Source organism: Saccharothrix xinjiangensis, assembly GCF_039527585.1.
Classification (GTDB): Bacteria; Actinomycetota; Actinomycetes; order Mycobacteriales; family Pseudonocardiaceae; genus Actinosynnema; species Actinosynnema xinjiangensis.
Genome location: NZ_BAAAKE010000010.1, coordinates 150,564 through 176,862 on the forward strand (window position 1 = coordinate 150,564; position 26,299 = coordinate 176,862).

Here is a 26,299-nt window from a genome sequence, read left to right on the forward strand (position 1 = left end):
GCAGAGTTCTGACACCCCACAGGCCCGCGGCGGGTCGGGAACACCCCCGCGTGCGCGGGGTCGAGCACCCGTGGTGGTCTCGGCGTGCCGTCGCCACCGGAACACCCCCGCGTGCGCGGGTCGAGCGCGGGATCCACAGGGAGTCCTTATCGACCCCGGGACCATCCCCGCGTGCGCGGGGTCGAGCACCCAGGGGAGGTCGGACTCCACGGGCCCCCGGACCATCCCCGCGTGCGCGGGGTCGAGCTGGCCGCGCGCCGCCTGGAGATCGCTGACCGGGGACCATCCCCGCGTGCGCGGGGTCGAGGCACAGGTGCCGCCCGGCCCGTTCTCCGACGGCGGACCATCCCCGCGTGCGCGGGGTCGAGGACGGCTCCCCGCGGGTCTACTCGCTCCGCGAGGGACCATCCCCGCGTGCGCGGGGTCGAGTTCCAGGATCCCCTGGGCGACGCTGCCAGCCGTGGACCATCCCCGCGTGCGCGGGGTCGAGATTCGCTAACCGGAAGGGCGAATATGAGCACCTGGACCATCCCCGCGTGCGCGGGGTCGAGCATCGCCGGTCCCGCCAGCGCACCGCCGACAAGGGACCATCCCCGCGTGCGCGGGGTCGAGGCTTCGCGACCGGCAGCTTTACGAACCGTAACGGCGTTTCTCATTCACTTCGATTTTCACAACTTCCCGTCGCTGTACCCGAACACGCCTACGGTCTCACAAGCCCGCGCCGGGGGATGGCACGGCTCGGTGCGCCACTTGATTCGAGTCAAGAACGCCACTGCTGGCATGTGTCTGACCGTCCGACCAGCGACAGCGCCGTGCACAGCGCATGAAGGCGTGCATGCCTCATACGGCAAGATGGCATGGTGGACTACGACTTGACGAGGCTTAGCACGCGGGAGTTCGAGCACCTCGTCCAAGCCTTGGCGCTTCGGATCCTCGGTGCGAAGGTGGAAGTGTTCGGTGACGGCCGCGACGGTGGCCGGGAAGCGACCTTTGACGGGAGGACGCACTATCCCGAGCCGGATGCGCCCTGGGAGGGGTACGGAGTCCTCCAGGCCAAGTTTCACCAGCGTCCACGTGACCCTGCGGCGAACGCCACGTGGTTGTGCGCTGAAATCAATGCTGAAGCCAAGCAGTGGCTCAACCGACGCCGCGGTGAGTTCGGCAACACCCGCAGGCCGAAGTACATGATCTTCGCGACGAACGTGGTCCTCTCGGCCGTACCCGGCTCGGGCGGCATCGACAAAGTCAAAGAGACGCTTAGGTCCGTCGCCTCGTTGATGGGGTTACACGATTGGGCGTTGTGGCACTACGACCAGATCTGTCGCTTCCTGGACGGCCATGCCGACATCAGGAGGGCGTACGCCGCGTTCACCACGCCGGGAGACGTGCTGGCCAAACTGGCTGAGCCGCCGAGCCCGCCGCTGCTGAACGCCGGGCTCGCGGTGGCGGCCGACCGGCTGGCGATCGAGGTGACGAGCCAGTGGGCCGCAGAGGCCGACCACAGGAGGCTCCGCGTTCCGATGCCGGTGCCCATCCGCTGGCACTGGGCGAAGGGCATGACCAGCACGGTGGGGGTCGTCGCGAACGACCCGCCGCGGCGAAGACCGCTGTTCCCGCTGCTGCCCGGGGTGAGCGCGATCGGTCCGGCGGGCTTGTGGTCCGGTGGACTGCGGGACCTGTTTTCCGTGTACGCGGGAGTCGACGGCGGGCGCACCGTGATCCTCGGCGACGCGGGTTCCGGGAAATCGGCCGCCACGATCCTGACGCTGATCGAAGCGTTGGCCCACCGGGCGGGGTTGGCGGCGCAGCAGCGGGCGGCGGTGCCGGTGCCGGTGCTGTTCACCACGAGCGGGTGGGACCCGGACGATCAACGGCTGGGGGAGTGGCTGGCCGAACGGTTGGCCGTGGACCACCCGTTCCTGCGCGCCGAGCAGTTCGGCGACAGCATGGCCACCCAACTCGTCAAAAGCGGTGGAGTCGCGCTGTTCCTGGACGGGTTCGACGAGATGGACCCGCGGTTGCGTGCGGCGGCGCTGGACGACATCCGCAAGCCGTCGACATTCCGCCTGGTGCTGGCGACCCGGACGAGGGAGTTCGCCGACGCGGTGGTCACCGGCGAGCACGTGCACGCGGCTGCGGCACTCGAATTGTTGCCGGTCCCGGCCGCGGACGCAGCCGATTACCTCGACGGGCTGAACCGCGACGACGCCGCACCGCAGTGGACACAGCTGACCGCTCACCTGCGCGAGCACCCGGACAGCGTCGTCGCGCAGGCCCTCGACTCCCCGCTCACCTTGACCCTGTTGCGTGACCACACCGACGCGGACCTCGTTCGAGACCTGCTGACGCCGGGCAGGTTCAACGTTCGGGAGGAGGTGGAGAACGCGCTGCTCGACCGCTCCGTCGGGACCGGTGAGCACCGGGCGCTGCTGACCTTCGTCGCGGCGCGGATGCTGGAACAGGACAACACCCGCGACCTCGCCTGGTGGCAGATCCACCGGTGGGTGAAGCGGTGGCACGAGCGTGCGGTTCGCGTGAGCGTTCCCGCGGTCATCGGAGTGGTCCTGGGCGCGGTGTTCGGGCCGATGATGTTCGGACCGCATGGCAGGTACATGGTCGACGGATCCACCGGCGCCACTTTCGGCCTCGTCTACCTGTCCGCGATCGGCCTGGTGTTCGGCCTGCTGACCGGTCTCATGTCCGAACTGCGCCATTCCCGCCGGTTCGCCAAGACGAGCGGCAACACTGCAGCGTTCAGCCTTGGCGCGGCGGTGACCACCGGGGTCGCCACGGTCATCGCGGTCGGGAACCAGACGCAGTGGGGCCTCGGGGTCCTGGCGGGCCTCAGTGCGGGCGTGGTGATCTGGCGCGGGCCGACCGGCGCTGCGGCTCCGCTACGGACGGGCGATCGCTCGCGGTGGCGATCGCTCGCGAGCCGGTTCCACCCGCTGTCGGGTCTCGCGGGCGGACTGCCCATCGGACTGGCTTACGGGTTCACCGACGGGCCGCGGCAGGGTATCGGCGCGGGCTTGACGATGACGTTCGTCTTCGGGGTCATGGTCGGCTTCGGCCGTCCGTCCATGCAGACCGCCACGGATCCGTATGTGGCATGGGTCCAGGACGTGAAACGCGCCATCACCTTCGGTCTCACTTGCGGGTTGGCCCTAGGCGTGCCGCTAGGGTTGAAGCAGGGGGTGGTCCACGGACCGTTGGCCGGGGCGATCACCTTCTCGGCGATCACGGTCATGGTGGGACTCAGCCTCGGCATCGGTTCCTGCGATGCGTGGCGGACGACACTGGTGTGCCTGCAACTGAGGCTGCAAGGCATCCGGATCCGCGGCGTTTCCTCGCTCGAGGTGGAGCGCGACCTCCGCGTGCTGCGCACCGTGGGCACGCTGTACCAGTTCAAGCACCCTCGCCTGCAAGACCGGCTTGTAGACGAAAGATCGGCTGGTTGAAGCAACACTCCGCGATGACGACCGTGAGCTGGGTTGTCCTTGCGCCGCTCGCGTCGACAGAGCGCTTGATTTGAGTCAATTGACCGAGCAGGAGGGAGCGAATTCGGGAGAGTTCGTTGTGCCGCAACAGGGTTGGCATAACTTGAACTTGTGCCGCTCGAAAAGTCATCGCTGCTGGTCAAGCGGCATGTCTGTATTCGTTGATGAGGCCGCCGAGGATGCGGGTGCGGAGCACTCTGTGGGTGTCGAGGTCGTGTTCTGCGGCAGGGTGCTGCTGGGTCTCGGGTGGTAGTTGGTCGCGGGCTTGGTGGGGTCGGTGTCGGTTGTAGTGGTCTTCGTAGGTCTTGAGGACCTGTCGTGCGTGGGTTTCTCCTGTGATGAGGATGTGGTCGAGAAGTTCGCGTCGGATGGTGCCGATGACCCGTTCGCAGTGGGCGTTCATCCGGGGTGCCTGCGGCGCGCTCTTGATCACGCGCAGGTCGTCGGCCTGGAAGATGGTGTCGAACGTCTGGCTGTACTTGCCGTCGCGGTCGCGGAGCAGGAAGCGCAAGGACTCCGTCCGGTGTCCGAGGTCGGCGGTGAGGTTTCTGGCCTGCTGTGTCGTCCACTCCTGGGTCGGGTGGGCGGTGACGCCGGTGATGTGCAGGCGTCTGGTGCCGTGTTCGAGGAACGCCAGGGTGTAGAGGCGTGTGCCGAGCACGGTGTCGAGGTGGAGGAAGTCCGCCGCGATGATGCCCTGGGCCTGGGCGGTGAGGAACTGCCGCCAGGTCGGGCCGGTGCGGCGGGGTGCCGGGTCGATGCCCGCGTCGTGCAGGATCCGCCAGACCGTCGAGTGGGCGATGTGGTGGCCGAGGCGGGCCAACTCACCCTGGATCCGGCGGTGTCCCCATCGTGGATTCTCCCTGGCGAGCCGCAGTACGAGCGACTTGACCGCCGTCCGGGTCGGTGGGCGCCCGATGCGTCGCCGCGCGCTGTAGTCCCACTTGCGGGCCACGAGTCTGCGGTGCCAGGCGAGCAGGGTGCCCGGCATGACCGGGAAGACCTCCCGCCACCGTCGACGATCCACCAGCCCGGCGAGGGCGGCGAACCAGAACCGGTCCGCGGGCTCGTAGCGGACCGGACCCGTCAGTTGCCGACGAAGGACCGCGTTCTCGTGCCGCAACACGAGCAGCTCGGCGTCCTTCGCCGCCTCACCGCGCAGCAGCACCGACGGGACCGACAACAGCTTTCGGGTCACCTTGTACAGCAAGGACATGATCACCCGTAGATGGTCGCAACACTGTGGCGGCCTTGCTCTACCAGCGACGATGACTTTTAGAGCGGCACAAGGTAGCGGTCCCGGTCGTCCAGGTAGCGCGGCGCGTCGGTCGGGTCGGCCCAGCCGGAGGCGGCGGCGCGGATCTCCGCGTCCACGGTCGTGCGCCGCAGCGCGGCGAGCTGGGCTTCGGCAGCAGTGGCGCGTTCGGCGGCCTTCTCCGCGTCGGTCTTGTTCGCGGCCTCGATCTCGTCCAGGCGGCGGGCCTTCTCGCGGTTCTCCCGCGCCTTGGTCTCCGCGCTGGTCAGCTTGGTGCGGGTCTCCTCGTACAGCGCCTGGTAATCCGGCTCGGCGGTCTCGCCGGTGACCTCCGGCGGTGGAGGTGAGGCGGGTGGTTCGGGGGCCGGTGGCGGGCTGGTGGGCTGTTCCGGTGGTGCCGGGGTGAGCGGAGTGTCGGACAGGACGGAACCCCCTTTCGGGCGAGGTGTGGCGATGGGGTGTGAAAGTGCTGCGTACAGGCCGGGACGTGCGTCCGCGTGCCCGGTGACAGGCGATGTGCCGGGCGTGGGCGCGGTCGAAAGGCTGTGCCACCTGGTCGGGAGACATGCCTAGCTGGGACGTCGAGCGACCCTCTGTAATGAACGGAAGGTAGTCGGACAACCATCGAACGTCATGATCGGCGGTCGTGGAACGAGGTGCGCGGTAGTGATCACGCAGCGATACGGCCCGTTGGAGTTGGGGTTCACGACGCAGTTCGACTTCCTGTGGGACGACCGGGGGTCCGGGGCTCCGCGCAACGGCAGCTTCTGGCGACCCAAACCGCCGAGCGGGTGGTGGGCGTTGGGCGGTTTCGCGACCGACCGGCACGACAACATCAACGGGCAGCGCGGCGGCCTGGTGGCCAGGGTGGCCGACGAGGCGAGCGGCCTGCTCAGAGCACCTGTCGACTACGAGTTGATCTGGACCGATAGTGGCAGCGGAGCCGATCGGGACGGGGCGATCTGGCGGCCCAAGCCCCCGGCGGGGTACGTGGCGTTGGGTGATCTGTGCTGGTCGGGGTGGAGCAAGCCCCCGCTGAACGCGATGGCGTGCGTCCGGCGCGAGTACCAGGGGCGTCAGTACATCCGTGACGCGCGGGTGGGCGAGCAGATCTGGAACGACGACGACTCCGAGGCCGACCGGGACGTGTCGGTGTGGCGGGTGGACGCACCGGCGTACCCGGGCGTGGACGACCACAACCGGTTGATCCTCGCGCCGGGTCTGTTCACCGCCTACCCGGCCTACTACCGGGGCTCGCCACCGCCGCCCTCGCCGGTCACGTGGGCACTGGACCTCCCCGCCGTGGTCCAGGAGTTGAGCGGCCCGACCCGGCCGGTCATGGACTCCTACGAGGAGCCGCCCGACGGCACGATGGCCGTGGACCGCCGGGTGGTCGTGCCCTACACGATGGTCAACGACACCGAGAAGCCCGAACCGTGGAGGGTGGAGCACTCCCCGTTCTACACGCTGGAGCGGCGGCGGTTCTTCCAGGTGGTGCACTACTTCGACAACCGGTCCGGCAGCGAACCCGACACCGGCACCCGTCGGGTCACCACCGGGGTGACCGAGGACCAGAGCACGGAATTCTCGCGGAAGACGGGGATGAGCGTCTCCGTCGAGGCCGGCGTCAGCGCCCTGGACCTGTTCAGCGCCAAGGTCACCGTGAGCATGTCCCTCGAACTGGGCTACAGCCAGCGGTTCGGCATCTCGGAGTTCGCCTCGGAGAGCAACGACCAGGACCTGACCGTCCCGGCCGGGGCGGCGGGCTGCCTGTGGTCCAACACCCACGTGCTGGTTCCGATCCGCAAGGACGGCAGCCAGATCGGCGGCGGCGTGCTGACCGTGCCCACCAAGTCCTTCACCAAGGGCGAGTACCCACCCGGCAGCAACGTGCTGCACACCAACCACGCCGACGACCGGGCATTCACCACGGTCGACGACATCGACATCCCGTCTCCGACCCCGGCCGAAGCGGACACGCCCACCGCCGTCCGGTAACAGCACAGCGCGTCGCACACCCGGTCCCCACCGGCCCACCGTCGCCTGATCCAAGGTCCGGTCAGCGCAGATAGCCGAAGCGACGTAGCTGCCGGACCAGCTCCTCCCGGTTCTCGCCCACGGCGTTGACGAGCTGGGCGGCGGTGGGGCGGGGAACCTGGGAGCGCCGGTATCGGCCGCCTTGCTTGGCCAGCTCGCCGAGCTGGCGGCCGATGCCCCGGCTGGTGGTGGCGTCGCGGGTGAACTCGTATCCGCTGGCCACGTACACCTGTCCCCGGCGGCGTGCGTTGACCACGCGGCCGATGTCGGCACCGGCCCGGATCGCGGCGGCGTCGCCCTTGCCGAACGCCTTGTCCTGCTGGGCGCGGGTCATGCCGTCGAACAGGGCTCGCGGCGACCGGTTCGCGCCGTCTTCGCGCCACTCCCGTGTGCGCGTGATTGCGGCATGGCCGTCTCTTTCCTGTGGGATGGACACCGGTTGCCGGCGCGCTCGCGGCGGCCCGGGTGGACACGAGCTTCACTCGCCGGGACGGTGACGAGCTGGTCGATCCTCGACGTCGCTCTACCTCGGGGGTTTTCTGCGCCACAGGAAACCTGCCAGGGCTGCGCCGAGGATCAAGCAGATCTTTCCCCGACGTTTGTCGGTCGGAGCCGGTGTGGGCAGTCTCAGCTGGAGCTGTCCGTTGGCGAGGTCGCGCAGCACGGTCTGTGACTGCACCACGGCGTCGTCGACGGTGAGCAGCTCCAGTGCGGTGCGGGCGACGTGCTGGTCGGAGAGCGTTTCGGTCAGCAGGTCTGTGGTCAGGGTGCGCAGTTCGTCGCGGAAGACCTCGGCGGTGCTCAGTTCGGGCGCCAGGTAGCGGATCGAGCCGTCGAGGTTGGCGAAGGACTTGCCCAGCACGGCGATCGCGGGGTTGGTCCTGATGCCTCGTTTGGTGGAGCTCTTGAGCACGCTGGTGAAGGTGAGGCCGAAGTCGAGCTCCTTGAGCGAGGCGGTGGTGAGCTTGGGGACCAGCGCTTCCATGTCGTTCTGAAACGCCGGAACGTCGGCTTGGCCTGTGGCGCGTCCCATGCCGATCCAGGCGCGGGCGGCGCCCTGCCCGTCGTTCATCGAGATGTTGAGCAGCAGCATCAGCACGGCGTGGCTGGTGCGGCGGTCGATGCGTCCGATCATGCCCCAGTCGAGCAGGGATGCCTTCTGCCCCGGGCAGACGAAGATGTTGCCGGGGTGCGGGTCGGCGTGGAACACCCGCGTGGTGAGGTAGCTGCGGTACATGAACGCCATGAGGTCGCGGCCGATGGCCATGCGCTCGGCGGTCGGGAACTCGGCGGGGTCGACGTCGCGGATGGATCGGCCCGGGGCCCGGCTCTGGATCATCACGCGCGGCGTGACCAGCAGCACCTCGGGGACGTCCAGGTGCTTGAAGTCCGCCACGTCGGCCCTGACCTGGTCCATCTGCCGGGCCTCGACGGTGAGGTCCAGTTCGGCGCGCATCGCGTCGAACAGCATGCCCAGCATGGCTTCCAGGTCGATCAGTTCGGTGAGCGTGGGAGCGAACCGGGAGAACAGGCGGACGGCTCGGCGCAGCAGCCTCATGTCCGCCTCGACCACCGGCGCGATGCCGGGGCGCTGGACCTTGATCACGACCGGTTGCCCGTCGGGCATGGTCGCCGCGTACACCTGGGCCAGTGAGGCCGCGCCCAGCGGTCGGGTGGTGTCGACGTCCCGGAAACGGCTGCGCCACCGCGGGCCCAGTTCGTCGTGCAGCACGGGTTCGAACTCCTCGAACGGCCGTACCGAGGCGGTGTCGTGCAGCGTGCGCAGCTCGTTGATCATCTCGTCGGAGACGATGTCCGGCCGGGTGGACAGTATTTGCCCCATCTTGACGTAGAAGGGGCCCAGTCCTTCCAAGGTGCGGCGCACGTCGCGTGCCCGTCGTCGCGACGTCTCGCCGACTGGGGTGCCCCGTCCGAGCGCGTGGCCCAGTTCCGAGTGCAGCAGCGATCCCAGCGCCCCGGTCAGGACGCGCAGGCGGGATGCGCCCGCGTCGGCGACCTCCACGCCGGTCACCGGGTGGGTTGGGAGGGCTGTTCTCGGTGCTGGAGCTGCTGCTGTTGCAGTTCGGCGAGTCGACCCACCTGCTCGGCCAAGGACGCCAGCTGCCCTTGCAACGCCTCGAGCTGACTGGTGGTGACCACGTGGTCGTCGTCCTGGTCGTCTTCCTCCTCGTCGACGGCGTGACGGACGGTGTCGCGCAAGTCGCGGTCGACGTCCCTGGTGCGGTCGAGGAGGTCGTCGATGAACTCCTTGCTGTCGTCGGCGATATCACCGATCAACTTGATGATCCCCCGGCGTCGGGTGCGTTGCGTCATGGTCATGGCCTCCATCGGTAACGTATTCCGGCGGGCGGTTCCATTCTCTGTTCCCCTGTGGATAGTGGGTGCAGTGGACCTGGGCAGACAGAGGGCTCACTCGATCACGACCCGGGGTTACCGAGTCGGTCGAACAGCGGTATGGCGCTATCACGCAGAGTAGTGATGTTCACTCTGTCGAGTTTGGATGATCAGGCGCCGAACGTACCTCCAACGGTCGTTCCCGCGTGAGTTCGTCCCCGCTACGGTTGGTCGTGTTCCACTCCGAATCAAATCCGGATCACAGGTGGAAATGGTGGGGCGCGGCTGCGCTCCGGTGAACGAATCGGATTCCATTTCGCTGCTCCTTCGGAGTGGTGTGATCCTGTCGGAAAGACGGTGAAATGCGGCTTCCCGTGCGCCTGACCAACGTGCAGCAGACCCTTCTCCTCACGCTGTACCTGCGTGCGCTCGAAAGCCGTTCGACCACACCGGTCCTCGGCGACCCCATGGCCGAGCGGCTGGTGGCGTGCCTGGACTACGACTTCACGCGGTTCGACAGCAAGCGCGGCGACCCGCTCGTCGCCCTGCGCGCGCTGTCGATGGACCGCCAGGTGGCCCGGTTCTGCGCACGTCACCCCGACGCCGTCGTGGTCCACCTCGCCTGCGGGCTGGACAGCCGGGCGTGGCGGGTGGATCCGCCGGCGACGGTGCAGTGGTACGACGTGGACTACCCGGAGGTCGTCGAGCTGCGCCGCGCGTTGTACCCCGAGCGGCCCGGCTACCGGAGCGTGGCCGCCGACGTCACCGAACCCGACTGGCTCGAGGGCCTGCCCGGGGACCGCCCGACGATGGTCGTCGCCGAAGGCCTGGTGATGTACCTGCCCGACGCCGAGGTCGAGCGCTTGGTCACCCGGGTCGTCGGGCACTTCCACGAGGGGGAGGTGATGTTCGACGTCTTCTCCAGGGTCGGCGCCACCGTCATGAGGTGCCAGCCCAGCTTCCGGGCGACGGGCGCGACCATCCGGTCGGTGCTGCCCGACCGCCGGGTCGTGGAGCGCTGGAGCCCGCGGTTGCGCTTCATCGCCGAACGCCCGGTCCTCGGCGAACCCGAGGTGGTATCGCTGCCCCGTAAGACCAGGGTTTTCTACACCGTGCTGCGCTCCATTCCAGCGCTGCGAGGCAGTCTGCGGACACTTCATTACGCGTTCTCCGACGACAACACCCACTCTTGATCCCATGTGAGGTAGAAATGGCGGCGCTCGACGACTCCCGAGGGGCGGTGGCGGTCGTCGGGCTCAGCTGCCGGCTGCCCGGTGAAATCCACTCGTTGAACGGCTTGTGGAATGCTCTGCGCGAGGAGCGGGACCTGGTAGGGATCGCGCCCGCCGACCGGTTCGACAGTGCGCGCTTCGTGACCGGCCACCCGGCCCGACCGGGTAAGTCGTACACCGCCGCGGGCGGCTTCCTGGAGAACGTGGCGGATTTCGACGCGGACTACTTCGGCATCTCTCCGAAAGAGGCGGCCCACCTCGACCCGCAGCAGCGACTGGTGCTGGAGTGTGCCGCCGAAGCCCTGGACGACGCCGGGATCGCCCCGGACGCCCTGGCGGGCAGTGACACCGCGGTGCTGATGGGTGTTTCGTCCCACGACTACTGGGACCTGCAATTGCGGCGACCGCGGGGGTTCAACGCCTACACGATGGGCGGCGTGGCGTCGTGCAACGTCGCGAACCGCGTCTCCTACGCGTTCGACCTGCACGGGATGTCGGCCGCCGTGGACACGGCCTGCTCGTCCACGCTGGTGGCGGTGCATCAGGCGTGCGAGGTGCTGCGCTCCGGGCGCAGCGCCGTGGCTTTGGCCGGTGGGGTGAACCTGCTGCTCGGCCCAGGCGGCTTCGCCGGGTTCTCCCAGGCATCGATGCTGTCGCCCACCGGGCGGTGCCGCCCGTTCTCGGCTCGCGCGGACGGGTTCACCCGCGCCGAGGCCGTGGGCGTGCTGGTGCTCAAGCCGCTGACGGCGGCGTTGGCCGCCGGTGACCGGGTGCACGCGGTGATCCTGGCCAGCGGCACCAACACCGACGGCCGCACGACAGGACTGGCGTTGCCCAACCAGGAGGCGCAGGCCGCGCTGCTGGCGCAGGTGTACGCCGAGGCGGGCGTGGATCCGGACGAGGTGGCCTACGTCGAGGCGCACGGGACCGGCACGCAGGCCGGTGATCCGATCGAGTGCGCGGCGCTGGGCGAGGTCCTGGGCCGGCGGGGCGCCGACGTCGGGCGGTTGCCGATCGGGTCGGTGAAGTCGAACGTGGGCCACTCGGAGTCCGCGGCGGGTGTGGCCGGGTTGCTCAAGGCGGTGCTGGTGCTGCGGGAACGGCGGATCCCGGCGACCCTGCACCTCGACGAACTCCGCGAGGAGATCGACTTCGCCGGTCTGGGGCTGGAGCCGGTCGCCCGAGCCCGCCCGCTGTCCGGTTCCGGGCGCCAGGTGGTGGGGGTCAGCGGCTTCGGGTTCGGCGGCGTCAACGCCCACGTGGTGCTGGCCGCCCCGCCACCGCTACCCCCGTCGGCCCCGAGCACCGGGCTGCGACTGCCCGTCGTGGTGACCGCCCGGACGCCGCGGGCGCTGGCCGAGGCCGCCCGCGGCTGGGCCGACCACCTGGCCGACACCGCCCCGGAGGACTTCTACGACACCGCTTTCACCGCGGGCCGGCGCGGCAAGCACGAGCGGCGCATCGCGGTCGTGGCAACCGACCCCCGCGAGGCCGCCCGCGCGCTGCGGACCCTGGCCGAAGGCGAACCGGCCCGCGCAGGCGCGTCGGCCACCGCGGTCCGGCGGGGGCGGATCGGGTTCGTGTTCGACGGCAACGGCTCCCAGTGGGCTGGGATGGGCCGTGAGCTGCTGGTCGCCGACCGGGCGTTCCGGGCCGGGGTCGCCGCGGTGGACGAGGTGCTGACGCCGTTGCTGGGCTGGTCGGTGCTCGGCGAGATCACCGAGCCGGACGCACGGGGGTGGCAGCGCACCGAGATCGCCCAGCCGCTGCTGTTCGCGGTGCAGGCCGGGCTGGTGTCGGCTCTGGCCGCGCGAGGGGTGAAGCCGGCGGCGGTGATCGGGCACAGCGTCGGTGAGGTGGCCGCCGCCTACTGCGCCGGGGCGCTGGACCGGGTCGCGGCCTGCCGGGTGATCGCCGCCCGCAGCCGGGCCCAGGCCGCGACCGCGGGCACCGGGCGGATGGCCGCGGTCGGCCTGGGCGCGCAGGACGCCGAACGCCTGCTGGCCGACTCCGGGCACACCGGACACCTCGTGGTCGCGGCGATCAACAGCGCCCGCGACGTCACCGTCTCCGGGGACGAGCGCGCCTTGGCGGCGCTGGGGGAGACAGCGCGGGAACGAGGCGTGTTCTTCCGCGACCTGGAGCTGGACTACCCGTTCCACAGCCCGGTGATGGACCCGCTGCACGGTGAGCTGACCGACGCCTTGACCGGGCTGCGCACCGCGAACTGCCGGATCCCGATGGTCTCCACGGTCACCGGCGCCCCCGTCGACGGCGCGGACCTGGACGCCGGGTACTGGTGGCGCAACGTGCGCCTGCCGGTGCGGTTCGCCGACGCGGTGCACGCCCTGGTCGGACAGCAGGGTTGTGACGTGCTGGTGGAAGTGGGCCCCCACCCGGTGCTGGGCACCTACCTGCGACGGGTGACGGCAGACTCGCCCGACCCGGTGGCCCTGGTGCCGACCACGACCCGCGCCACGCCAGGGCCGGACGCGCTGGACCTCACCCAGGCCCACGCGCTGGCGGCCGGCGCCGAGGTGGACCACGACGTCTTCTTCCCCCACCCCGGCCGGGTGGTGGACCTGCCCGCGTACCCCTGGCAGCGCGAACGGCACTGGAACGGCCACCCCGACTGGTGGCTGTCGGACACCACCCGGGACGCCGCCGCGCCGAGCCACCCCCTGCTGGGCTCCCGGCAGCCGGGACCGGAGCCGGCGTGGTCGCAGGACGTCGAACCCGGCCCGCTGGAGTGGCTGGCCGACCACCGGGTCGGCCACGCCGTGGTGCTGCCCGCCGCCGCGTACGTGGACATGGCACTCGCGGCGGGGCGCGAGGTGTTCGACGCTCCGGTGGAAGTCACCGGATTGAGGATCGACCGAGCGTTGACCCTGCCGTGGAACGATCCGGACACCCCGGTGCACCTGCACACCGCGCTGGGCCGCGACGCGCGCTTCGGCGTGGCAGCCCGAGTGGGCGAGCACGGCGACTGGGTCGAGCACGCCGCGGCCCGGGTGCGGCGACTGCTGCGCGATGCGCCCCCGCCCCTGGCCGTCGCCCCCATCACCGGCCGCCTGCCCCGCGCGATCACCGCGGAACAGCACTACGCCGCCTGCGCCCGAGCGGGGCTGCCCTACGGGCCCGCGTTCCGGGTCCTGACCGGACTGCACGTCGGCGACGGCGAGGTCCTGGCCGCGTACTCGGCTGCGATCGAACCGGACGACCGCCACCTGGCGCACCCCACGGTGCTCGACGGCGCGCTGCAAGCCGGGCTGTCGCTGATCGCCGAACCGACCGCGCACCTGCCCGTGGGAATCGACGCGGTGCGCTGCTGGCGGTCGATGCCCGCGGTCGGGCTGGTGCACCTGCGTGCCCGCACCTCCGACGCGCAGGAGGTCTCCTGGGACATGACCATCACCGACCTTGACGGTGCGGTGGCGCTGGAGATCTTGGGCTGTCGAGCTCACCGCTTCGAGGGCGCCCGCCCGCCACGACCGACACGCCTGGTGGAGGTGCTGCGCGCTGCTCCGCTACCCGACACCCCGTCCGAGCCCACTGCGCTGCCGTCGCCGCAGGCCGTGCTCACCACCTGCGAGCCGGATCTGGCCGCCCTTGCCGACCGGTGGCGTGAGTACCCCTACGGCGAGGTGCGCCGCCGCGTCGCGCAGCTGGCCGCCCACTTCACCGCGGCGGCCCTACGTGAACTGCTGCCCTCAACGGACACCGTCACCCTTCCGGCCTTGGCCGTTGCGGGCGTTGTGCCCAAGCACCACCGGTTGCTGACCGTGCTGATCGACTCGGCGGTTCGGCACGGTCTGCTCACCGAGACGGGACAGGGGCGTTGGGGCTGGGGGCGCGAACCGGAACCGCACGCTCTCTTCCAAGCCGCGTTGCGCGACTTGCCGGCCGAGAGCGTGAGCCTGCAAGGCTACGGCGTGTGCGGGCTGCACCTGGCCGCGGTGCTGCGCGGCGAGCAGGACCCGCTCGAGCTCCTGTTCGCCGAGCCGGACGACCTGGCCGCCCGGTTCTACGACAGCGTCCCGGTGGGACATCACCACAACCGGGTGGCCGCCCGCCTGCTGCGCGCACTGGTCGCGACCTGGCCCGCGGATCGGCCGCTGCGCGTGCTGGAGATCGGCGCCGGCGCCGGCGGCACAACCGCCTCCTTGCTGCCGCTGCTGCCGGCCGAACGCACCCACTACACCTACACCGACATCTCGCCGGCGTTCTTCTCCCAGGCCGCCGAACGCTTCAGCGACTACGACTTCCTCGACCACCGGGTGCTGGACCTGGACGCAGACCCGGTCGAACAGGGTTTCACGCTGGGCTCGTTCGACCTGGTGATCGCCGCCAACGTCCTGCACGCCACCCGCGACCTCACCAGCAGCCTGCACCGGGTGGCGGACCTGCTGACCGACGGCGGGCAGCTGCTGGCCATCGAGATCCACAACCCCGCCCTGTTCTCACCGATATTCGGGCTGCTGGACTCGTTCTGGGGCAACGAGGACACCGATGTGCGCCCCGACGGACCGCTGGTGGCGAGGGAGGATTGGCCGCGGTTGCTGGCGGACTGCGGGTTCACCTCCACCGTGCAGACCGGGGACCCGGTGCACGGCGACTACTCGGTGATCCTCACCGCCCGCGACAACCGCGCGACACCCGTCGCCCGGCCCACCGACACCCCGGCCACCCGGTGGCTCGTCGGCCACATGCCCGCGACGGCCCCAGGGCGAGGGCTCACGCCCGGGGTGGTGGCCGCGCTGCGTGACCGGGTCGGGAACTCGGCGGTCCACCCGGTGCCGGTCGACGACGCCGAGCGGTGGACCGAGCTGCTGTCGCGCGAACCCGGCCCGGTCGACGTCCTGCTGCTGGTCGACACCCCCGCCGCCGGAACCCCGGCCGAGGCGACCGAGCAGGCGGTGCGGCAGTGCGCCGTGCTGCGCAGGCTGGCCACCGCGTCCACGAAGCTCCCCGACCGTTCCGACCTGACGTTGTGGCTGGTCGTTCCCGCGGCCGAGGGCGGTGGGCAATGCGCTCCGGCGGGACCCGGCGCCGCCGCGTGGGGTGCGGCGCGCAGCCTGGCCAACGAACACCCCGCCTTGACCGTCCGCAGGATCGCCCTCGCCGGGCCGGCCCGGCACACCGGGGCGGACCTCGTCACGCTGCTGCTGCGGGAAGCAAGCGCACGATCCGAGGACGACGAGGTGCTGCTCACCCGCGCGGGTCGATTCGTTTCCCGCCTCCGCGCGCCGATCCCGCCGACCCGCCCGTCATCCGGGAGCGGGACGAACACCCCGTACACCCTGGCCCTGGCCCAACCGGGCTCGCGCTACCGCCTGGGTTGGCGGCCCGTACCCCCGCTCGTCGCGCGACAGGGAGAGGTCGTGGTGGAGGTCGGAGCCGCCGCACTGAACTACCACGACGTCCTGCTGGCCCTCGGCATGATCCCCGTGACCATGCGTGACCAGTGGTCCGAGGCCGCCGACATCGGCGGCGAGTGCGCCGGTGTCGTCACCGCCGTCGGACCCGGCGTCGACCACGTGTCACCCGGTGACCGGGTCGTCGGCGTCACCACGGGGAGCCTGGGTTCCCACGTCGTGGTCCGCGCCGACCACACCCTGCCAGTGCCCCCGGGAACGACCTTCACCGCGGCGACCACGCTGCCCATGGTGTCGATGACCGTGCACCGCAGTCTGCACCACCTGGCGAGGCTGGGAACCGGCGAGACGGTGCTGGTCCACGGCGCGGCCGGCGGTATCGGCCTGGCCGCGTTGCAGTACGCCGGGCGCGTCGGCGCGCACGTCATCGCCACCGCGGGCACCCCCGCCAAACGCGACCTGCTGCACCTGCTCGGCGTCGAACACGTCCTGGACTCCCGCAGCCTGCACTTCGCCGACCGGGTCCGCGACCTCACCGACGGCCGCGGCGTCGACGTCGTGCTCAACTCCCTCGCGGGCGAAGCACAGATCCGCAGCCTCGGCCTGCTCGCACCGCACGGCCGGTTCCTGGAACTGGGCAAGCGCGACTTCATGGCCGACGCGGCGCTGCCCCAGGCGCCGTTCGCCGACAACCTGGCGTTCTTCGGGGTGGACCTCGCCGTCCTCTACACCCAACCCGCCCAACTGGCCGAAGCCGTGAAGGAACTGGACGAGGCCCTGCGCGCCGGCACCTACCGGCCGCTGCCCCACCGCAGCTACCCTGCCTCGCGGATCAAAGAGGCGTTCCGCAGCCTGCAACACTCCCGGCACGTCGGCAAGGTCGTAGTCGAGTTCGGCGATCCCATCCCCGTCGACCAGCGCACCACACCCCGTGACCTGGACGGCGAGGCCGCCTACCTGATTACCGGCGGCCTGGGCGGGTTCGGCGCGGCCACCGCCCGCCACCTGTCCGCCCGCGGCGCCCGCCACCTCGTGCTGGTCAGCAGGCGCGGCGCAAGCGCCCCCGAGGCCGCAGACCTCCTGGCCCACCTGAACGCGCTCGGCGTGCGGGTCGACGCGCACGCCGCGGACGCCGCCGATCCCGAGGCGATGCGCGAAGTCCTGACCGGCCTCGACGCCACCGGCCGCAGGCTCGCCGGCGTCGTCCACGCCGCCATGATCCTGCACGACGCGCCGCTCACCGACCTCACCGACGACCACCTGCGCGCGGTCCTGACACCCAAGCTGACCGCCGGGCACGTGCTCGACCGGCTCACCCGCCACCGCGACCTGGACTTCTTCGTCGTCTACAGCTCGGCGGCCGCCTGTGTGGGGAACATCGGCCAAACCTCGTACACCGCGGCCAACGCCGCGCTGGAAGCCCTGGTCCGCGACCGCCGCCGAGCGGGCTTGCCCGGCTTGGCGGTGCAGTGGGGCGGCATCGGCGACGCCGGGTACGTCCACCGCACCGACCGCACCGACGAGATGACCGCCCTGGGCATCGGGGCGCTGCCCGCCGACGACGCCCTGCGCGCGCTGGACGAGCTGCTGGAACTCCCGGACGCAGTGGTCGCGGTCGGCCATTTCGACTGGGGCAGGCTGTCGCGGATCCTGCCCGCCCTCGCCGCTCCCCGGACCGCCGCGCTGCTGTCCGCGCAGGACGACGCCCCCTCTGCAGACCGGTTGCGCCACGCTCTCGCCACCGCCACCGCCACCGAAGCCATGGTCCTCGTCGAAGACGCGCTGGCCGACCTGCTGGCCAAGGTGTTGCAGACCACCGCCGACCGCGTCGACCGCACCCGCCACCTCAACCAACTGGGAGTGGACTCCCTCATGGCCGCCGAACTCGCCACCCTTGTGCACCGGCGCTTCGACTGCGAGATCCCCGCCGTCGAACTCGCCGGCGCACCCGGCGTGTCCTCCCTCGCCCACCGCATCCACGCCCGCTTGCGCAGCACCACTGCGCCCACCGACATCCCTGGGCAACGCCCTGCCCAAGAGGACCGACGCCGGGTCGGCGACGTCCCCGCGGCCGGGTCCCGATGAGCCCGACCCTCACCGTGCTCACCCACCGCCCGCAAGCACGGTGGCGCCTGTACTGCATACCGCCCGGAGGGCTGGGACCGGAGTTCTACCTGCCCTGGTGCCCCTCCATCCCACCCACCATCGAGCTGTGCGCCGTGCAACTGCCCGGTCGCGGTCCACTGGCCGACCAACCGTGCACCACCGATCCGAAAGCGCTCACCACCGAACTGGCCGAACTCATCACCGGACAGGACGACCTTCGGCCCTTCGCCCTGTTCGGCCACAGCATCGGCGCGCTGTCAGCCTTCACCACCACCCGCCGCCTGCGGCGCACCGGTGGTCGCCAACCCGCGCTGCTCGCGCTGTCCGCACTGCCCGCACCCCACTCAGGTCCCTACACCCAGACCCTCGGCGCGTTGCTGCTCAGCGGGCACACCGCGGCCAACCAGGCCATCGGCATCCACACGGGCGCCGCCACCGACTTCGCCCGGTTGGCGGCCGCCTACGTCCCGCTGCTCGGCGACCTGCTGCTCCTCCTGCAACACCGACACCAGCAGGAGGCCCCGCTGGACTGCGACCTGGCCCTCTACGGAGGGCAGGACGACCCCGTCACCACCCTCGACCAGCTCACCGCCTGGAACGACCTGACCACCACCCCGGTCACCCCGCGACTGTTCCCCGGCGGGCACACCTACCCCGCGGAGCAGGCCGAAGCACTGGTCACCCAACTGCACCACGACCTGGAGGCCGCCACCGACCGCGACGACTGACCGACCAGTCGCGGACCCAAACCGCGATCACCCGTACGCGCCGTCGAACCGCACCCGGAACACCCGCACCGCGCACCTACCCTCACGCGACCGACGGCGAACAGCGGAGGACTCGATGGTGCGACGGATGCTTGTCCTGCTGGCAGTGATCCCCCTGACCCTCGTCCCGCCGACGGCGTCGGCCGACACCGCGCGGCACCCGGTGGTCTACTCGGGTGCGGTGGCGCTGGCGCACGCCGCGCTGCACCCCGACACCCCGCCGGCCGGTGCCAACGACCCGACCTGCCGCCCAACGCGCCGGCACCCCCGCCCGGTGGTGTTGGTGCACGGCACCGCCGAGAACATGACCTACAACTGGCACACGCTCTCCCCGCTGCTGGCCAACCACGGCTACTGCGTCTTCGCCCTGAACTACGGCCAGCTCCCGGGACTGCACGTCGGCCTGCCGGGGTCCCGCCAGGCCGGCGGCGTCGCCCACGTCCCGGAGTCCGCCGCCCAACTCGCCGCGTTCGTCGACGAGGTGCTGGCCGTCACCGGGGCGTCCCAAGTGGACATCGTCGGCCACAGCCAGGGCGGCATGATGCCCCGCTACTACCTCAAGTTCCTCGGCGGCGCCGACATGGTGCACACGCTGGTCGGGCTGGCGCCGTCCAACCACGGCACCACAATCTCCGGCCTCGCCCACGTGCCCGGCGTACCCGAACTGCTCGCCGCCGGCATCGGCCCCGCCGTCACCGATCAGATCACCGGCTCCGACTTCATGCTCAAGCTCAACGAGGGCGGCGACACCGTGCCGGGCGTGCACTACACGGTGATCGCCACGCGCTACGACGAGGTCGTCACGCCCTACACATCCGCGTTCCTCGAAGGTCCGAACACCACCAATATCACCCTCCAGGACCTCTGCGGCCCGCTGCACGCCTCCGAGCATTTCGCCCTGCCATTCGACGCCGCAGCCCTGCAGCACGTCCTCAACGCCCTGGATCCCGCCCACACCGAACCGGTGACATGCGGACTGGTGCTGCCGGTCGACGGGGGCTGACCACAGGCAGGTGCTCGGAACTACGACACAAACTCCTGTGGGGTGCCAGAAGTCAGCATAGTAGCTATGGACCGCGCTGTTTGCCGTTGCAGCCTTGGTTTGTCGATCAATTTGAACCCTCAGCCCTGCTGTTCGGGAGCCGCGTCGATTCCGGCGTTTTTGAGGATCTGCCGTGCCGTGGATGCAGCGATCTTGATACCGAGGACGAGGAGCTCGCCGTGGATGCGGCGGTAACCCCACGTTGGGTTCTCCCGTGCCAGGCGCAGCACCAGGAGCCGAATGGATCGGATGGTTCGTGGTCGGCCGGGCCGCTGGGGACGGGATCTCGTCGCATGACGGCGCGCGAGGAGGTCCCGGTGCCACCGCAGCACCGTGTCCGGACGGACCGGCAGTCGGAGTCGATGAAGCGTGGTGGCCGGAAGTCGGTGCAGCAGTGCCGCGAGGAACGCGGCGGTCACCGGGAGAGAACCGCGGACGGACGTTACTCAGCTGGCGTTCCAGGACCGTGATCTGGTGCCGAAGCGCCAGGATCTCCGTGTCTTTGTCCCGGTCGCTCATGGGCAGCAGTCGCAGCAGCGCGAAGGCGTTGGTCACGCCGAGGTAGGCCACTCGGAGCAGCACAGCCGGTCATCATGCCGTGCTGGTAGACATCACGCGGATGGCGACCGTGGGCTGTGAATGCTTCGGACCATTAGGCTACGTACGCCCTCTACCTGCGTTGATAAGGTTATCGGCATGCACAGGGCCGCACTGCTGGCCGTGACCTGCTGGGTGCAGAACCTCTAGCCCGCCAAGGTGGCCGGTGACCGGGGCTTGCAGGATCGGGCCTACTCCGCCGTGTTTCCTGCCAGGGAGAGCCTGAACACCGCCCAGACCGCCCTGAACCTCCTGGTGGAAGGGGCCTGATCATGGGGCCGGATGACTGGCTGAGGGAAATCCGGGAGAGCTTCAACCAGCACTCCCAGGGCAACCCGGTGGACCTGGACCGGTTGGCCCAGGTCTGGGAAGACCTGGGCACCTGGTTGGTCCGGGGAGGCTTCCCACCCGCCCCGTGGTGGCACCGGACCTGACCTCACCCCTACCGACTGCCCCCGGCATCCCGATGCCGGGGGCAGTCCCGTGAACGGGGGTCGAGGCCCTTGCCCTCCCGTGCCTCCCGCCCCTGCACCCGCCCCGGTTGCCCCAACCGCACTGGCACCGGGGGCATGTGTCCCGACTGCCGAAGCCGTGCCCGCCGTGCCCACGGCACCAGCGCCCAGCGCGGTTACACCGGGCAACACCGATCCCGCTTCCGTCCAGGAGTGCTCTCCCGCACCGGTGACCGGGTGTGCCGCTGCGACCTCACAGACTGCCCTGACCATCCGGGGGTCAGCTGTGGCTCACCGTCCACTGTGGCTGACCACTGGCCGCTCACGCGTCGCGAGCTGGTGGCGCGCGGGCTTGACCCTGATCACCCGGACCGGGGCCGAGGGCTGTGTGGGCCGTGCCATGCCCGGATCACCGCCCGTGACCGTCGGACCCGAGGAGGGTGGAACAGTCCGTGAGCCGGCCGCCCCCGCGCCGCGCGTGACCGGTTGCGGCTCCGCCCGCCCCAGGGGGGTGCCCCTTGAGCCACGCGGAAGGGCACAAGCCACTGAGGCCCGGTTCCGTCCGGTCAGGTTTCCGGGAACGCCGATCCCACGTCCGCCGACCCGTCCCCGCCGACAGCGAAGCCGGGCGCGAACTGGCCGCGATCCTCGACCGCCTGGCGCTCGCCGCCGACCAGGTCCACGCCTGGGTGGACGAGCACGAATCCCTTGTGCGACAGGCATACGAGCTGGGCGCGACCCAACACGAGATCGCCCCTCACGCCCAGGTCGCGCAGTCCACGGTGAGCCGGATGCTCGCCCGCGACGGCACCACCTGAACCCGCCCGTCCGGTGATGCAGCCCGCATCACCGATGCGCCACGCATCACTACACCCGGAGGTGCGCCGTACCCATAATTGTCGACGGGATCACCCTGTCCGCGCAGATCCGCGCCGAACTCGCGGCCGAGGGGAAACCGGTTTTGCTCGGCTTCAGCCGGGGCAAGGACAGCCTGGCCGCGTGGCTGGCGATGCGGGAAGCCGGGATCGAGGTGGTGCCCTACCACCTGTACCTGGTGCCGGGTCTGCGGTTCATCGAGGACTCGTTGAAGTTCTACGAGGACTTCTTCGGCACGCCAATCCTGAACCTGCCGCACCCGACGCTGTTCCGCTGGCTCAACACGCTGATGTTCCAGCCCCCGGAGCGAGCGGCGATCATCGAGGCCGCCCAGCTCTCGGAACCGACGTATGAGGAGCTGGCCGACCTGATCCGCACGGACGTCGACCTGCCCGCGGCCTGGAACGCCGACGGCGTCCGCGCAGCCGACTCCCCGAACCGCAGGATGGCGATGGTCACCCACGGACCCAAGCGCGAGCACCTGCGCAAGGTCAGCATCGTGTGGGACTGGCGCATCGCCGACGTCCGCGAAGCCCTCGCCCGCCACCACTGCCCGCTGCCCCCGGAATACGAGTGGTTCGGCCGCAGCTTCGACGGGCTGGACTTCCGGTTTCTCGACCCCATCCGGCGCCACGCCCCGGACGACTACGAGCGGATCTTGTCCTGGTTCCCGCTCGCCGACCTGGAGGTGTTCCGCCGTGACCTTGCCCGCTGACCCCAACGCCGACCTCCTGGCCCAGCTCCAGGCCACCGCCGCCATCGGCGGACCGACCTCGAACGCCGACCTGCTAGCCCAGCTCAACGCCGACCCCGAACCCGACCCGCTGGCCGATGTCACCTACACAGGTGGTTTGGCCACCGACTCGACCGCGGAACTCGACGCCCTGGCCCGCGGCTTCCGGGAACGCACCGCGCGGGAGGACGAACGGTTCCGCCTCGCCACAGACTCGGAGTTCTGGTTCGTCCTGTGCTTCAAGTCCCGCGAGGAAAAGGACGAGTTCCTGCGCGCCGCGCGGCTGCTCCACCTCGGGGACAAGTACCTCGACGGCCATGCCGCCGCGTCGGCACTCGGCGTCGACCTGCCCGAACCCGATACCGGAGAGGAGGACTAAACGATCATGCGAGGCCGACTCGGCCGTCTCGTCGCGGGTGCCCGTCGCGCGCTTTCCCGGCGCGCGGCCAGCCCGTCACGAGGCCGCAGCTCCGGTTCCTGACAGAGCGGGATGCCCAAAAAAGGCCATCGCCCTGGCCAGGGCTGAGAATGCTGGCCCAGGCGGAACTCGACTTCCGCTTGGGCCAGCATCGCGCCTTCGACATGTGAGACACGACCACAGAGGAACTCCTGGCGGAGCAACGCTTCACAATCCCGATCTGCGGAAAATCGCTTTGTCGCCGCAAGCCCTCACGCTGACACCAACCAGAAACAGGAAATTGTGTACATTCCTACACGCCTCCTGTTTCGGGTTCGACGGCACTCACGCCGCCAAAGCGGCTCACCTCGAAGCTTCGGCTTGGTGAAGCTGGACGGACGTAGCTGCTAGTCTCGCAACTTGAAGTCCCACCACTGGTTCCAGTGGTCGTGCACGCAGAGTTCCTGAGTTACGTAGCCGCTGGCTCCACCGCTGAGGCAAAGGTCATGCTTCCGGTTCAGCAATCGGTAACTGTCGCCGTCGATTTTCTCGATCTTCCAATTCTGGTCATGGTAGCTGTTGATGCACCGGTAGGTTGTCCCGTGCTCGCCCTGCCCGCCCCAAGGCATCGCCAGGCATTCATTCTTGTCCGCGTTTCGTAGGCGGTAGTAACCGTCTTCGGCTGGCTCCAAGTACCAGTACTGGTCGGTGTAGGAGTCGATGCACTGATATGTGGTGGCGGCGCTGGTGTTGCCGGGGGCAGCTAGACAGGACCTGGCGGCATGATTGATCACGTTGTAAAGCCCTGACGGAGGAACCCGTTCGAAACCTGAGATCGACTCGGACGGCGGGGTCCCTTGCGCGACAGCGGGAGCCGAGAGCGCCAGCATGGCGAAGGCAGAAGGCAAGGACAACCTTCGAAAAACGTGCAACACGGCTTTGCCTCCTTCGTATAAGCCTAAAGGGTCCAGCGCTCTGAAAGTACCACTCACATCTGACTTGAAGACGAAGAGGGAGATGCTTCAGTAATGTGGGTGACCAATTTTCACCCTGTTGCGAAACTAAACCACTGAATCTATGTTGTGGGCGATCCTCGATCTCTGCGAGTCGCGGAAGAGTGGGTGAACGGGTGAACCACTGCCCGTATTCGAATCGCTGATCAATATTGATCCGCAGTCAGCTAAACCGAGCGTCGGTGTCCTGCGTGTCACCCGGCTGGCAGGCAAGTGCCCGGAGGTGGTTTCTGTGGGTAAACGCGGTCCGGCGGCGAAGCCCACCGCCCTGCGCGTGCTGCACGGTGACCGTGCCGACCGGATCAACGACCGGGAGCCGGTACCGCCCGTGGGCGAGATCTTGTGCCCGGAGTGGGCTTCGGACGGCGCGCGGGAGATCTGGTTGCGGCTCGCGCCGGACCTGGAGAAGCGCAAGGTGTTGACCACGTGGGACGTGGACGCCTTCCTGATCTTGTGTGAGGCGCTGGCCCGCTATCGCAACGCCACCGCCCTGGTGAACGGTTCGGCGTTGTTGGTGCAGGGCGGGTCCGGCTTGATGAAGAACCCGGCGTTGCAGGTGCAGGCCGAGGCCGAGCGCACGTTCCTGACCTACGCCGCCCGGTTCGGGCTGACGCCGTCCGATCGCCAGTCCATCAAGGTGGAGGTGGGCGGCGACCAGGACCAGGGCGCAGGCCGCCTCCTCAGCTAAGCCCCGCGCCAACCCCAAGCGCACCAACGCCAGCTCGCGCACCGGCACCGCTACGCCCCGAACAACCACCAAGACCACCAATCGCGGGGCGCGGTTGCCGGTGTGCGGGCGCACCTTCGACGGCCACACCTGCCGCAAGCGCGGCGATCACCTCTGCAAGCCCCGAGCCGACCACGCCCAGGCGTTCGCCGAGGAGATCTGCGTCCACACCAAGGACCGGTGGGCGCGGCGGCCGTTCATCCTCGCCGACTGGCAGCGCGACGACATCGTGCGTCCGCTGTTCAGCGAGGTCCGCTGGGACGACGAAGCCGAGTGCTACGTCCGCCGGTTCCGGATCGCGTGGATCGAGCTGGCCCGCAAGAACGGCAAGTCCGAGCTGCTGGCGTTCGTCGCGCTGTACCTGCTGGTCGGGGACGGCGTGGAGTCGGCCGAGGTCTACGGCTGTGCCCGCGACACCGACCAGGCCAAGCTGGTGTTCAACGTCGCCGCCCGCATGGTCCGGCTCTCCCCGGTGCTGTCGAAGCGGCTGCGGGTCATCGAGCACTCGGCGCGCATCGTGGACGAGAAGACCAACTCCGTCTACGCCGTCGTCCCGGCCGACGCGCTGGGCAACCTGGGCTCCAACCCCTCGTGCGTGATCTTCGATGAGGTGCTGACCCAGCCGAACGGCGATTTCTGGAACGCGATGCGCACCGGCATGGGCACGCGGCTGGAGCCGTTGCTGATCGCGGCCACGACCGCGGGCAACGACCCGGCCTCCTTCGCCAAGGCCGAGCACGACGAGTTCGCCAAGATCGCGGAGGACCCGTCGCGGGCGCCGCACCGGTTCGTGTACCTGCGCAACACCCCCGAGGACGCCGACCCCTGGGACGAGGCGAACTGGTACCACGCCAACCCCGCACTCGGGGACTTCCTGTCACTGGCCGCGCTGCGCGAAGAAGCCCTCGAAGCCCGCAACGACCCGCTCAAAGAGAACGCGTTCCGGCAGTTCCGGCTCAACCAGTGGGTGGCGCAGTCCTCGCGGTGGATGCCGATGCATCTCTACGCGGCGTGCACCGGCACCGCGCACGACGAACCCGCCCGGCTGCGCGAACTGCTGGCGCGTCGACCTGCCTGGGGAGGGCTGGACCTGGCCTCGAAGCTGGACCTGACCGCCTGGTGCCTGATCGTCCCGGACGGTATCGACGGCCACCCCTCCGCGCTGTGGCGGTTCTGGCTGCCCGAAGCCGGGGTGAAGTTCCTGGACGAACGCACCGACGGCCGCGTGTCCCGCTGGGCCAAAGAGGACTGGATCACCGTCACCGACGGGGAGGTCATCGACTACGAGCAGGTGGAAGCGGACATCGTCGCCGACACCGGCCTGTTGCGGGTCGCGGACATCTCCTACGACGAGTGGAGCGGTGAACCGGTCCGCCAACGACTGGAGAAGCGGACGGGCGTACCGATGTTCCCGGTGGCGCAGACCTACAAGGGCATGACTGCGGGCATGACCGAACTCATGGCGCTGACCAAATCACGCCGTTGGTCCCACCACGGCAACCCTGTCGCCGAGTGGTGCTTTGACTCCGTAGAGGTCCGCCACCCTCCCGGCGAACCCGACCTCATCCGCCCGGACAAGCCCGAACGCGGCAAGACCGGCAAACGCATCGATGCCGTCCCTACTGCCGCGATGGCCGTAGGCGGATGGAAGCTGCGCGGCGTCAAACCCAGAAAATCCAGCCAGATGACAGTTCTCGGGTAAAATCGGAATCCTATCTATTCGACCTGCGGGCAAACGCCTACCAAATACCGAAAGAGCGAGGCCGCGAGCGGGGCGATTGCTCTTCAACGAAGAGGATGAACAGCAATCGCACCCGATTTCTTACCTGCCAACCTAT

Annotated in this window: 18 protein-coding genes and 1 CRISPR repeat array; of the genes, 11 read left to right on the forward strand and 7 right to left on the reverse strand. The window is 69.6% G+C overall.

Translation table 11 applies throughout. The features are described from left to right. Window positions 1–158 precede the first annotated feature (158 nt). Window positions 159–612: a CRISPR direct-repeat array (repeat unit 28 nt). A 245-nt stretch (window positions 613–857) separates the two neighbouring features. Further along, window positions 858–3,458: an NACHT domain-containing protein gene (locus tag ABD223_RS22080; RefSeq protein ID WP_344038261.1), complete on the forward strand. Its 2,601-nt coding sequence runs from the start codon at window positions 858–860 to the stop codon at window positions 3,456–3,458. Between the two features lie 178 nt (window positions 3,459–3,636). Here ABD223_RS22080 and ABD223_RS22085 read toward each other — a convergent pair whose 3' ends face one another. Next, the gene (locus tag ABD223_RS22085; RefSeq protein ID WP_344038354.1) at window positions 3,637–4,713 is read right to left on the reverse strand and encodes an integrase core domain-containing protein; all 1,077 of its coding nucleotides are present in this window, start codon (window positions 4,711–4,713) and stop codon (window positions 3,637–3,639) included. A gap of 705 nt (window positions 4,714–5,418) precedes the next feature. On the opposite strand from ABD223_RS22085, the gene ABD223_RS22090 reads away from it, so the two are divergent. After that, window positions 5,419–6,750 carry a Vps62-related protein gene (locus ABD223_RS22090; protein WP_344038262.1) on the forward strand — a complete coding sequence of 444 codons (1,332 nt, stop codon included), beginning with the start codon at window positions 5,419–5,421 and terminating at the stop codon, window positions 6,748–6,750. Between the two features lie 61 nt (window positions 6,751–6,811). Here ABD223_RS22090 and ABD223_RS22095 read toward each other — a convergent pair whose 3' ends face one another. The 3 genes from ABD223_RS22095 to ABD223_RS22105 all read right to left on the reverse strand — a co-directional run bounded on the left by ABD223_RS22095 (window position 6,812) and on the right by ABD223_RS22105 (window position 9,138). Continuing rightward, window positions 6,812–7,225, reverse strand: a complete 414-nt coding sequence (locus ABD223_RS22095; RefSeq protein ID WP_344038263.1) for a hypothetical protein — start codon at window positions 7,223–7,225, stop codon at window positions 6,812–6,814. A gap of 87 nt (window positions 7,226–7,312) precedes the next feature. Beyond that, window positions 7,313–8,821, reverse strand: coding sequence for an ABC1 kinase family protein (locus ABD223_RS22100; protein ID WP_344038264.1), 1,509 nt, complete (start codon window positions 8,819–8,821; stop codon window positions 7,313–7,315). Continuing rightward, window positions 8,818–9,138 carry a hypothetical protein gene (locus tag ABD223_RS22105; protein ID WP_344038266.1) on the reverse strand — a complete coding sequence of 107 codons (321 nt, stop codon included), beginning with the start codon at window positions 9,136–9,138 and terminating at the stop codon, window positions 8,818–8,820. Before ABD223_RS22105 ends, ABD223_RS22100 begins: the two co-directional genes overlap by 4 nt. Before the next feature lie 368 nt (window positions 9,139–9,506). Between ABD223_RS22105 and ABD223_RS22110 the strand changes: the two genes are divergently transcribed. The 4 genes from ABD223_RS22110 to ABD223_RS22125 all read left to right on the forward strand — a co-directional run bounded on the left by ABD223_RS22110 (window position 9,507) and on the right by ABD223_RS22125 (window position 19,627). Then, window positions 9,507–10,337 (forward strand): class I SAM-dependent methyltransferase, encoded by an 831-nt coding sequence (locus ABD223_RS22110; protein WP_344038267.1) that lies wholly within the window; start codon window positions 9,507–9,509, stop codon window positions 10,335–10,337. 17 nt (window positions 10,338–10,354) lie between these two features. Continuing rightward, window positions 10,355–17,836, forward strand: a complete 7,482-nt coding sequence (locus ABD223_RS22115; RefSeq protein ID WP_344038268.1) for an SDR family NAD(P)-dependent oxidoreductase — start codon at window positions 10,355–10,357, stop codon at window positions 17,834–17,836. Next, window positions 17,833–18,585: a thioesterase II family protein gene (locus ABD223_RS22120; protein ID WP_344038269.1), complete on the forward strand. Its 753-nt coding sequence runs from the start codon at window positions 17,833–17,835 to the stop codon at window positions 18,583–18,585. Before ABD223_RS22115 ends, ABD223_RS22120 begins: the two co-directional genes overlap by 4 nt. Before the next feature lie 127 nt (window positions 18,586–18,712). Continuing rightward, window positions 18,713–19,627 (forward strand): esterase/lipase family protein, encoded by a 915-nt coding sequence (locus ABD223_RS22125; protein ID WP_344038270.1) that lies wholly within the window; start codon window positions 18,713–18,715, stop codon window positions 19,625–19,627. 119 nt (window positions 19,628–19,746) lie between these two features. Here the strand turns inward: ABD223_RS22125 and ABD223_RS22130 are convergent, their stop codons facing one another. Continuing rightward, complete coding sequence (locus ABD223_RS22130; RefSeq protein ID WP_344038271.1) at window positions 19,747–20,085, reverse strand: hypothetical protein; 339 nt, start codon at window positions 20,083–20,085, stop codon at window positions 19,747–19,749. A gap of 450 nt (window positions 20,086–20,535) precedes the next feature. On the opposite strand from ABD223_RS22130, the gene ABD223_RS22135 reads away from it, so the two are divergent. Continuing rightward, window positions 20,536–20,697, forward strand: a complete 162-nt coding sequence (locus ABD223_RS22135; protein ID WP_344038272.1) for a hypothetical protein — start codon at window positions 20,536–20,538, stop codon at window positions 20,695–20,697. Window positions 20,698–21,281: 584 nt separating this feature from the next. Here the strand turns inward: ABD223_RS22135 and ABD223_RS22140 are convergent. Next, window positions 21,282–21,416, reverse strand: a complete 135-nt coding sequence (locus tag ABD223_RS22140) for a hypothetical protein (RefSeq protein WP_344038273.1) — start codon at window positions 21,414–21,416, stop codon at window positions 21,282–21,284. A 260-nt stretch (window positions 21,417–21,676) separates the two neighbouring features. On the opposite strand from ABD223_RS22140, the gene ABD223_RS22145 reads away from it, so the two are divergent. Together ABD223_RS22145 and ABD223_RS22150 are read left to right on the forward strand one after the other, a co-directional pair. After that, window positions 21,677–22,306 (forward strand): adenine nucleotide alpha hydrolase family protein, encoded by a 630-nt coding sequence (locus ABD223_RS22145; RefSeq protein WP_344038274.1) that lies wholly within the window; start codon window positions 21,677–21,679, stop codon window positions 22,304–22,306. Beyond that, window positions 22,290–22,703 (forward strand): hypothetical protein, encoded by a 414-nt coding sequence (locus ABD223_RS22150; protein ID WP_344038275.1) that lies wholly within the window; start codon window positions 22,290–22,292, stop codon window positions 22,701–22,703. Before ABD223_RS22145 ends, ABD223_RS22150 begins: the two co-directional genes overlap by 17 nt. Before the next feature lie 425 nt (window positions 22,704–23,128). Here the strand turns inward: ABD223_RS22150 and ABD223_RS22155 are convergent, their stop codons facing one another. Then, complete coding sequence (locus tag ABD223_RS22155; RefSeq protein ID WP_344038276.1) at window positions 23,129–23,656, reverse strand: RICIN domain-containing protein; 528 nt, start codon at window positions 23,654–23,656, stop codon at window positions 23,129–23,131. 310 nt (window positions 23,657–23,966) lie between these two features. Here ABD223_RS22155 and ABD223_RS22160 point away from each other — a divergent pair, with 310 nt between their 5' ends. After that, entirely contained in the window at window positions 23,967–24,422 is a 456-nt protein-coding gene (locus tag ABD223_RS22160) for a phage terminase small subunit P27 family (protein ID WP_344038277.1), read from the forward strand. A gap of 100 nt (window positions 24,423–24,522) precedes the next feature. Beyond that, a complete protein-coding gene (locus ABD223_RS22165) occupies window positions 24,523–26,163 on the forward strand; it encodes a terminase large subunit (RefSeq protein WP_344038278.1) in 1,641 nt (546 codons plus the stop codon). Window positions 26,164–26,299: the final 136 nt, after the last annotated feature.

Bases quoted from the DNA above. Each gene is read 5' to 3' on its own strand.
- ABD223_RS22115 (WP_344038268.1), top strand. From the start codon at position 10,355: ATGGCGGCGCTCGACGACTCCCGAGGGGCGGTGGCGGTCGTCGGGCTC.
- ABD223_RS22120 (WP_344038269.1), top strand. From the start codon at position 17,833: ATGAGCCCGACCCTCACCGTGCTCACCCACCGCCCGCAAGCACGGTGG.
- ABD223_RS22085 (WP_344038354.1), bottom strand. From the start codon at position 4,713: ATGTCCTTGCTGTACAAGGTGACCCGAAAGCTGTTGTCGGTCCCGTCG.
- ABD223_RS22105 (WP_344038266.1), bottom strand. From the start codon at position 9,138: ATGGAGGCCATGACCATGACGCAACGCACCCGACGCCGGGGGATCATC.
- ABD223_RS22125 (WP_344038270.1), top strand. From the start codon at position 18,713: ATGCTTGTCCTGCTGGCAGTGATCCCCCTGACCCTCGTCCCGCCGACG.
- ABD223_RS22080 (WP_344038261.1), top strand. From the start codon at position 858: ATGGTGGACTACGACTTGACGAGGCTTAGCACGCGGGAGTTCGAGCAC.
- ABD223_RS22110 (WP_344038267.1), top strand. From the start codon at position 9,507: ATGCGGCTTCCCGTGCGCCTGACCAACGTGCAGCAGACCCTTCTCCTC.
- ABD223_RS22135 (WP_344038272.1), top strand. From the start codon at position 20,536: ATGGGGCCGGATGACTGGCTGAGGGAAATCCGGGAGAGCTTCAACCAG.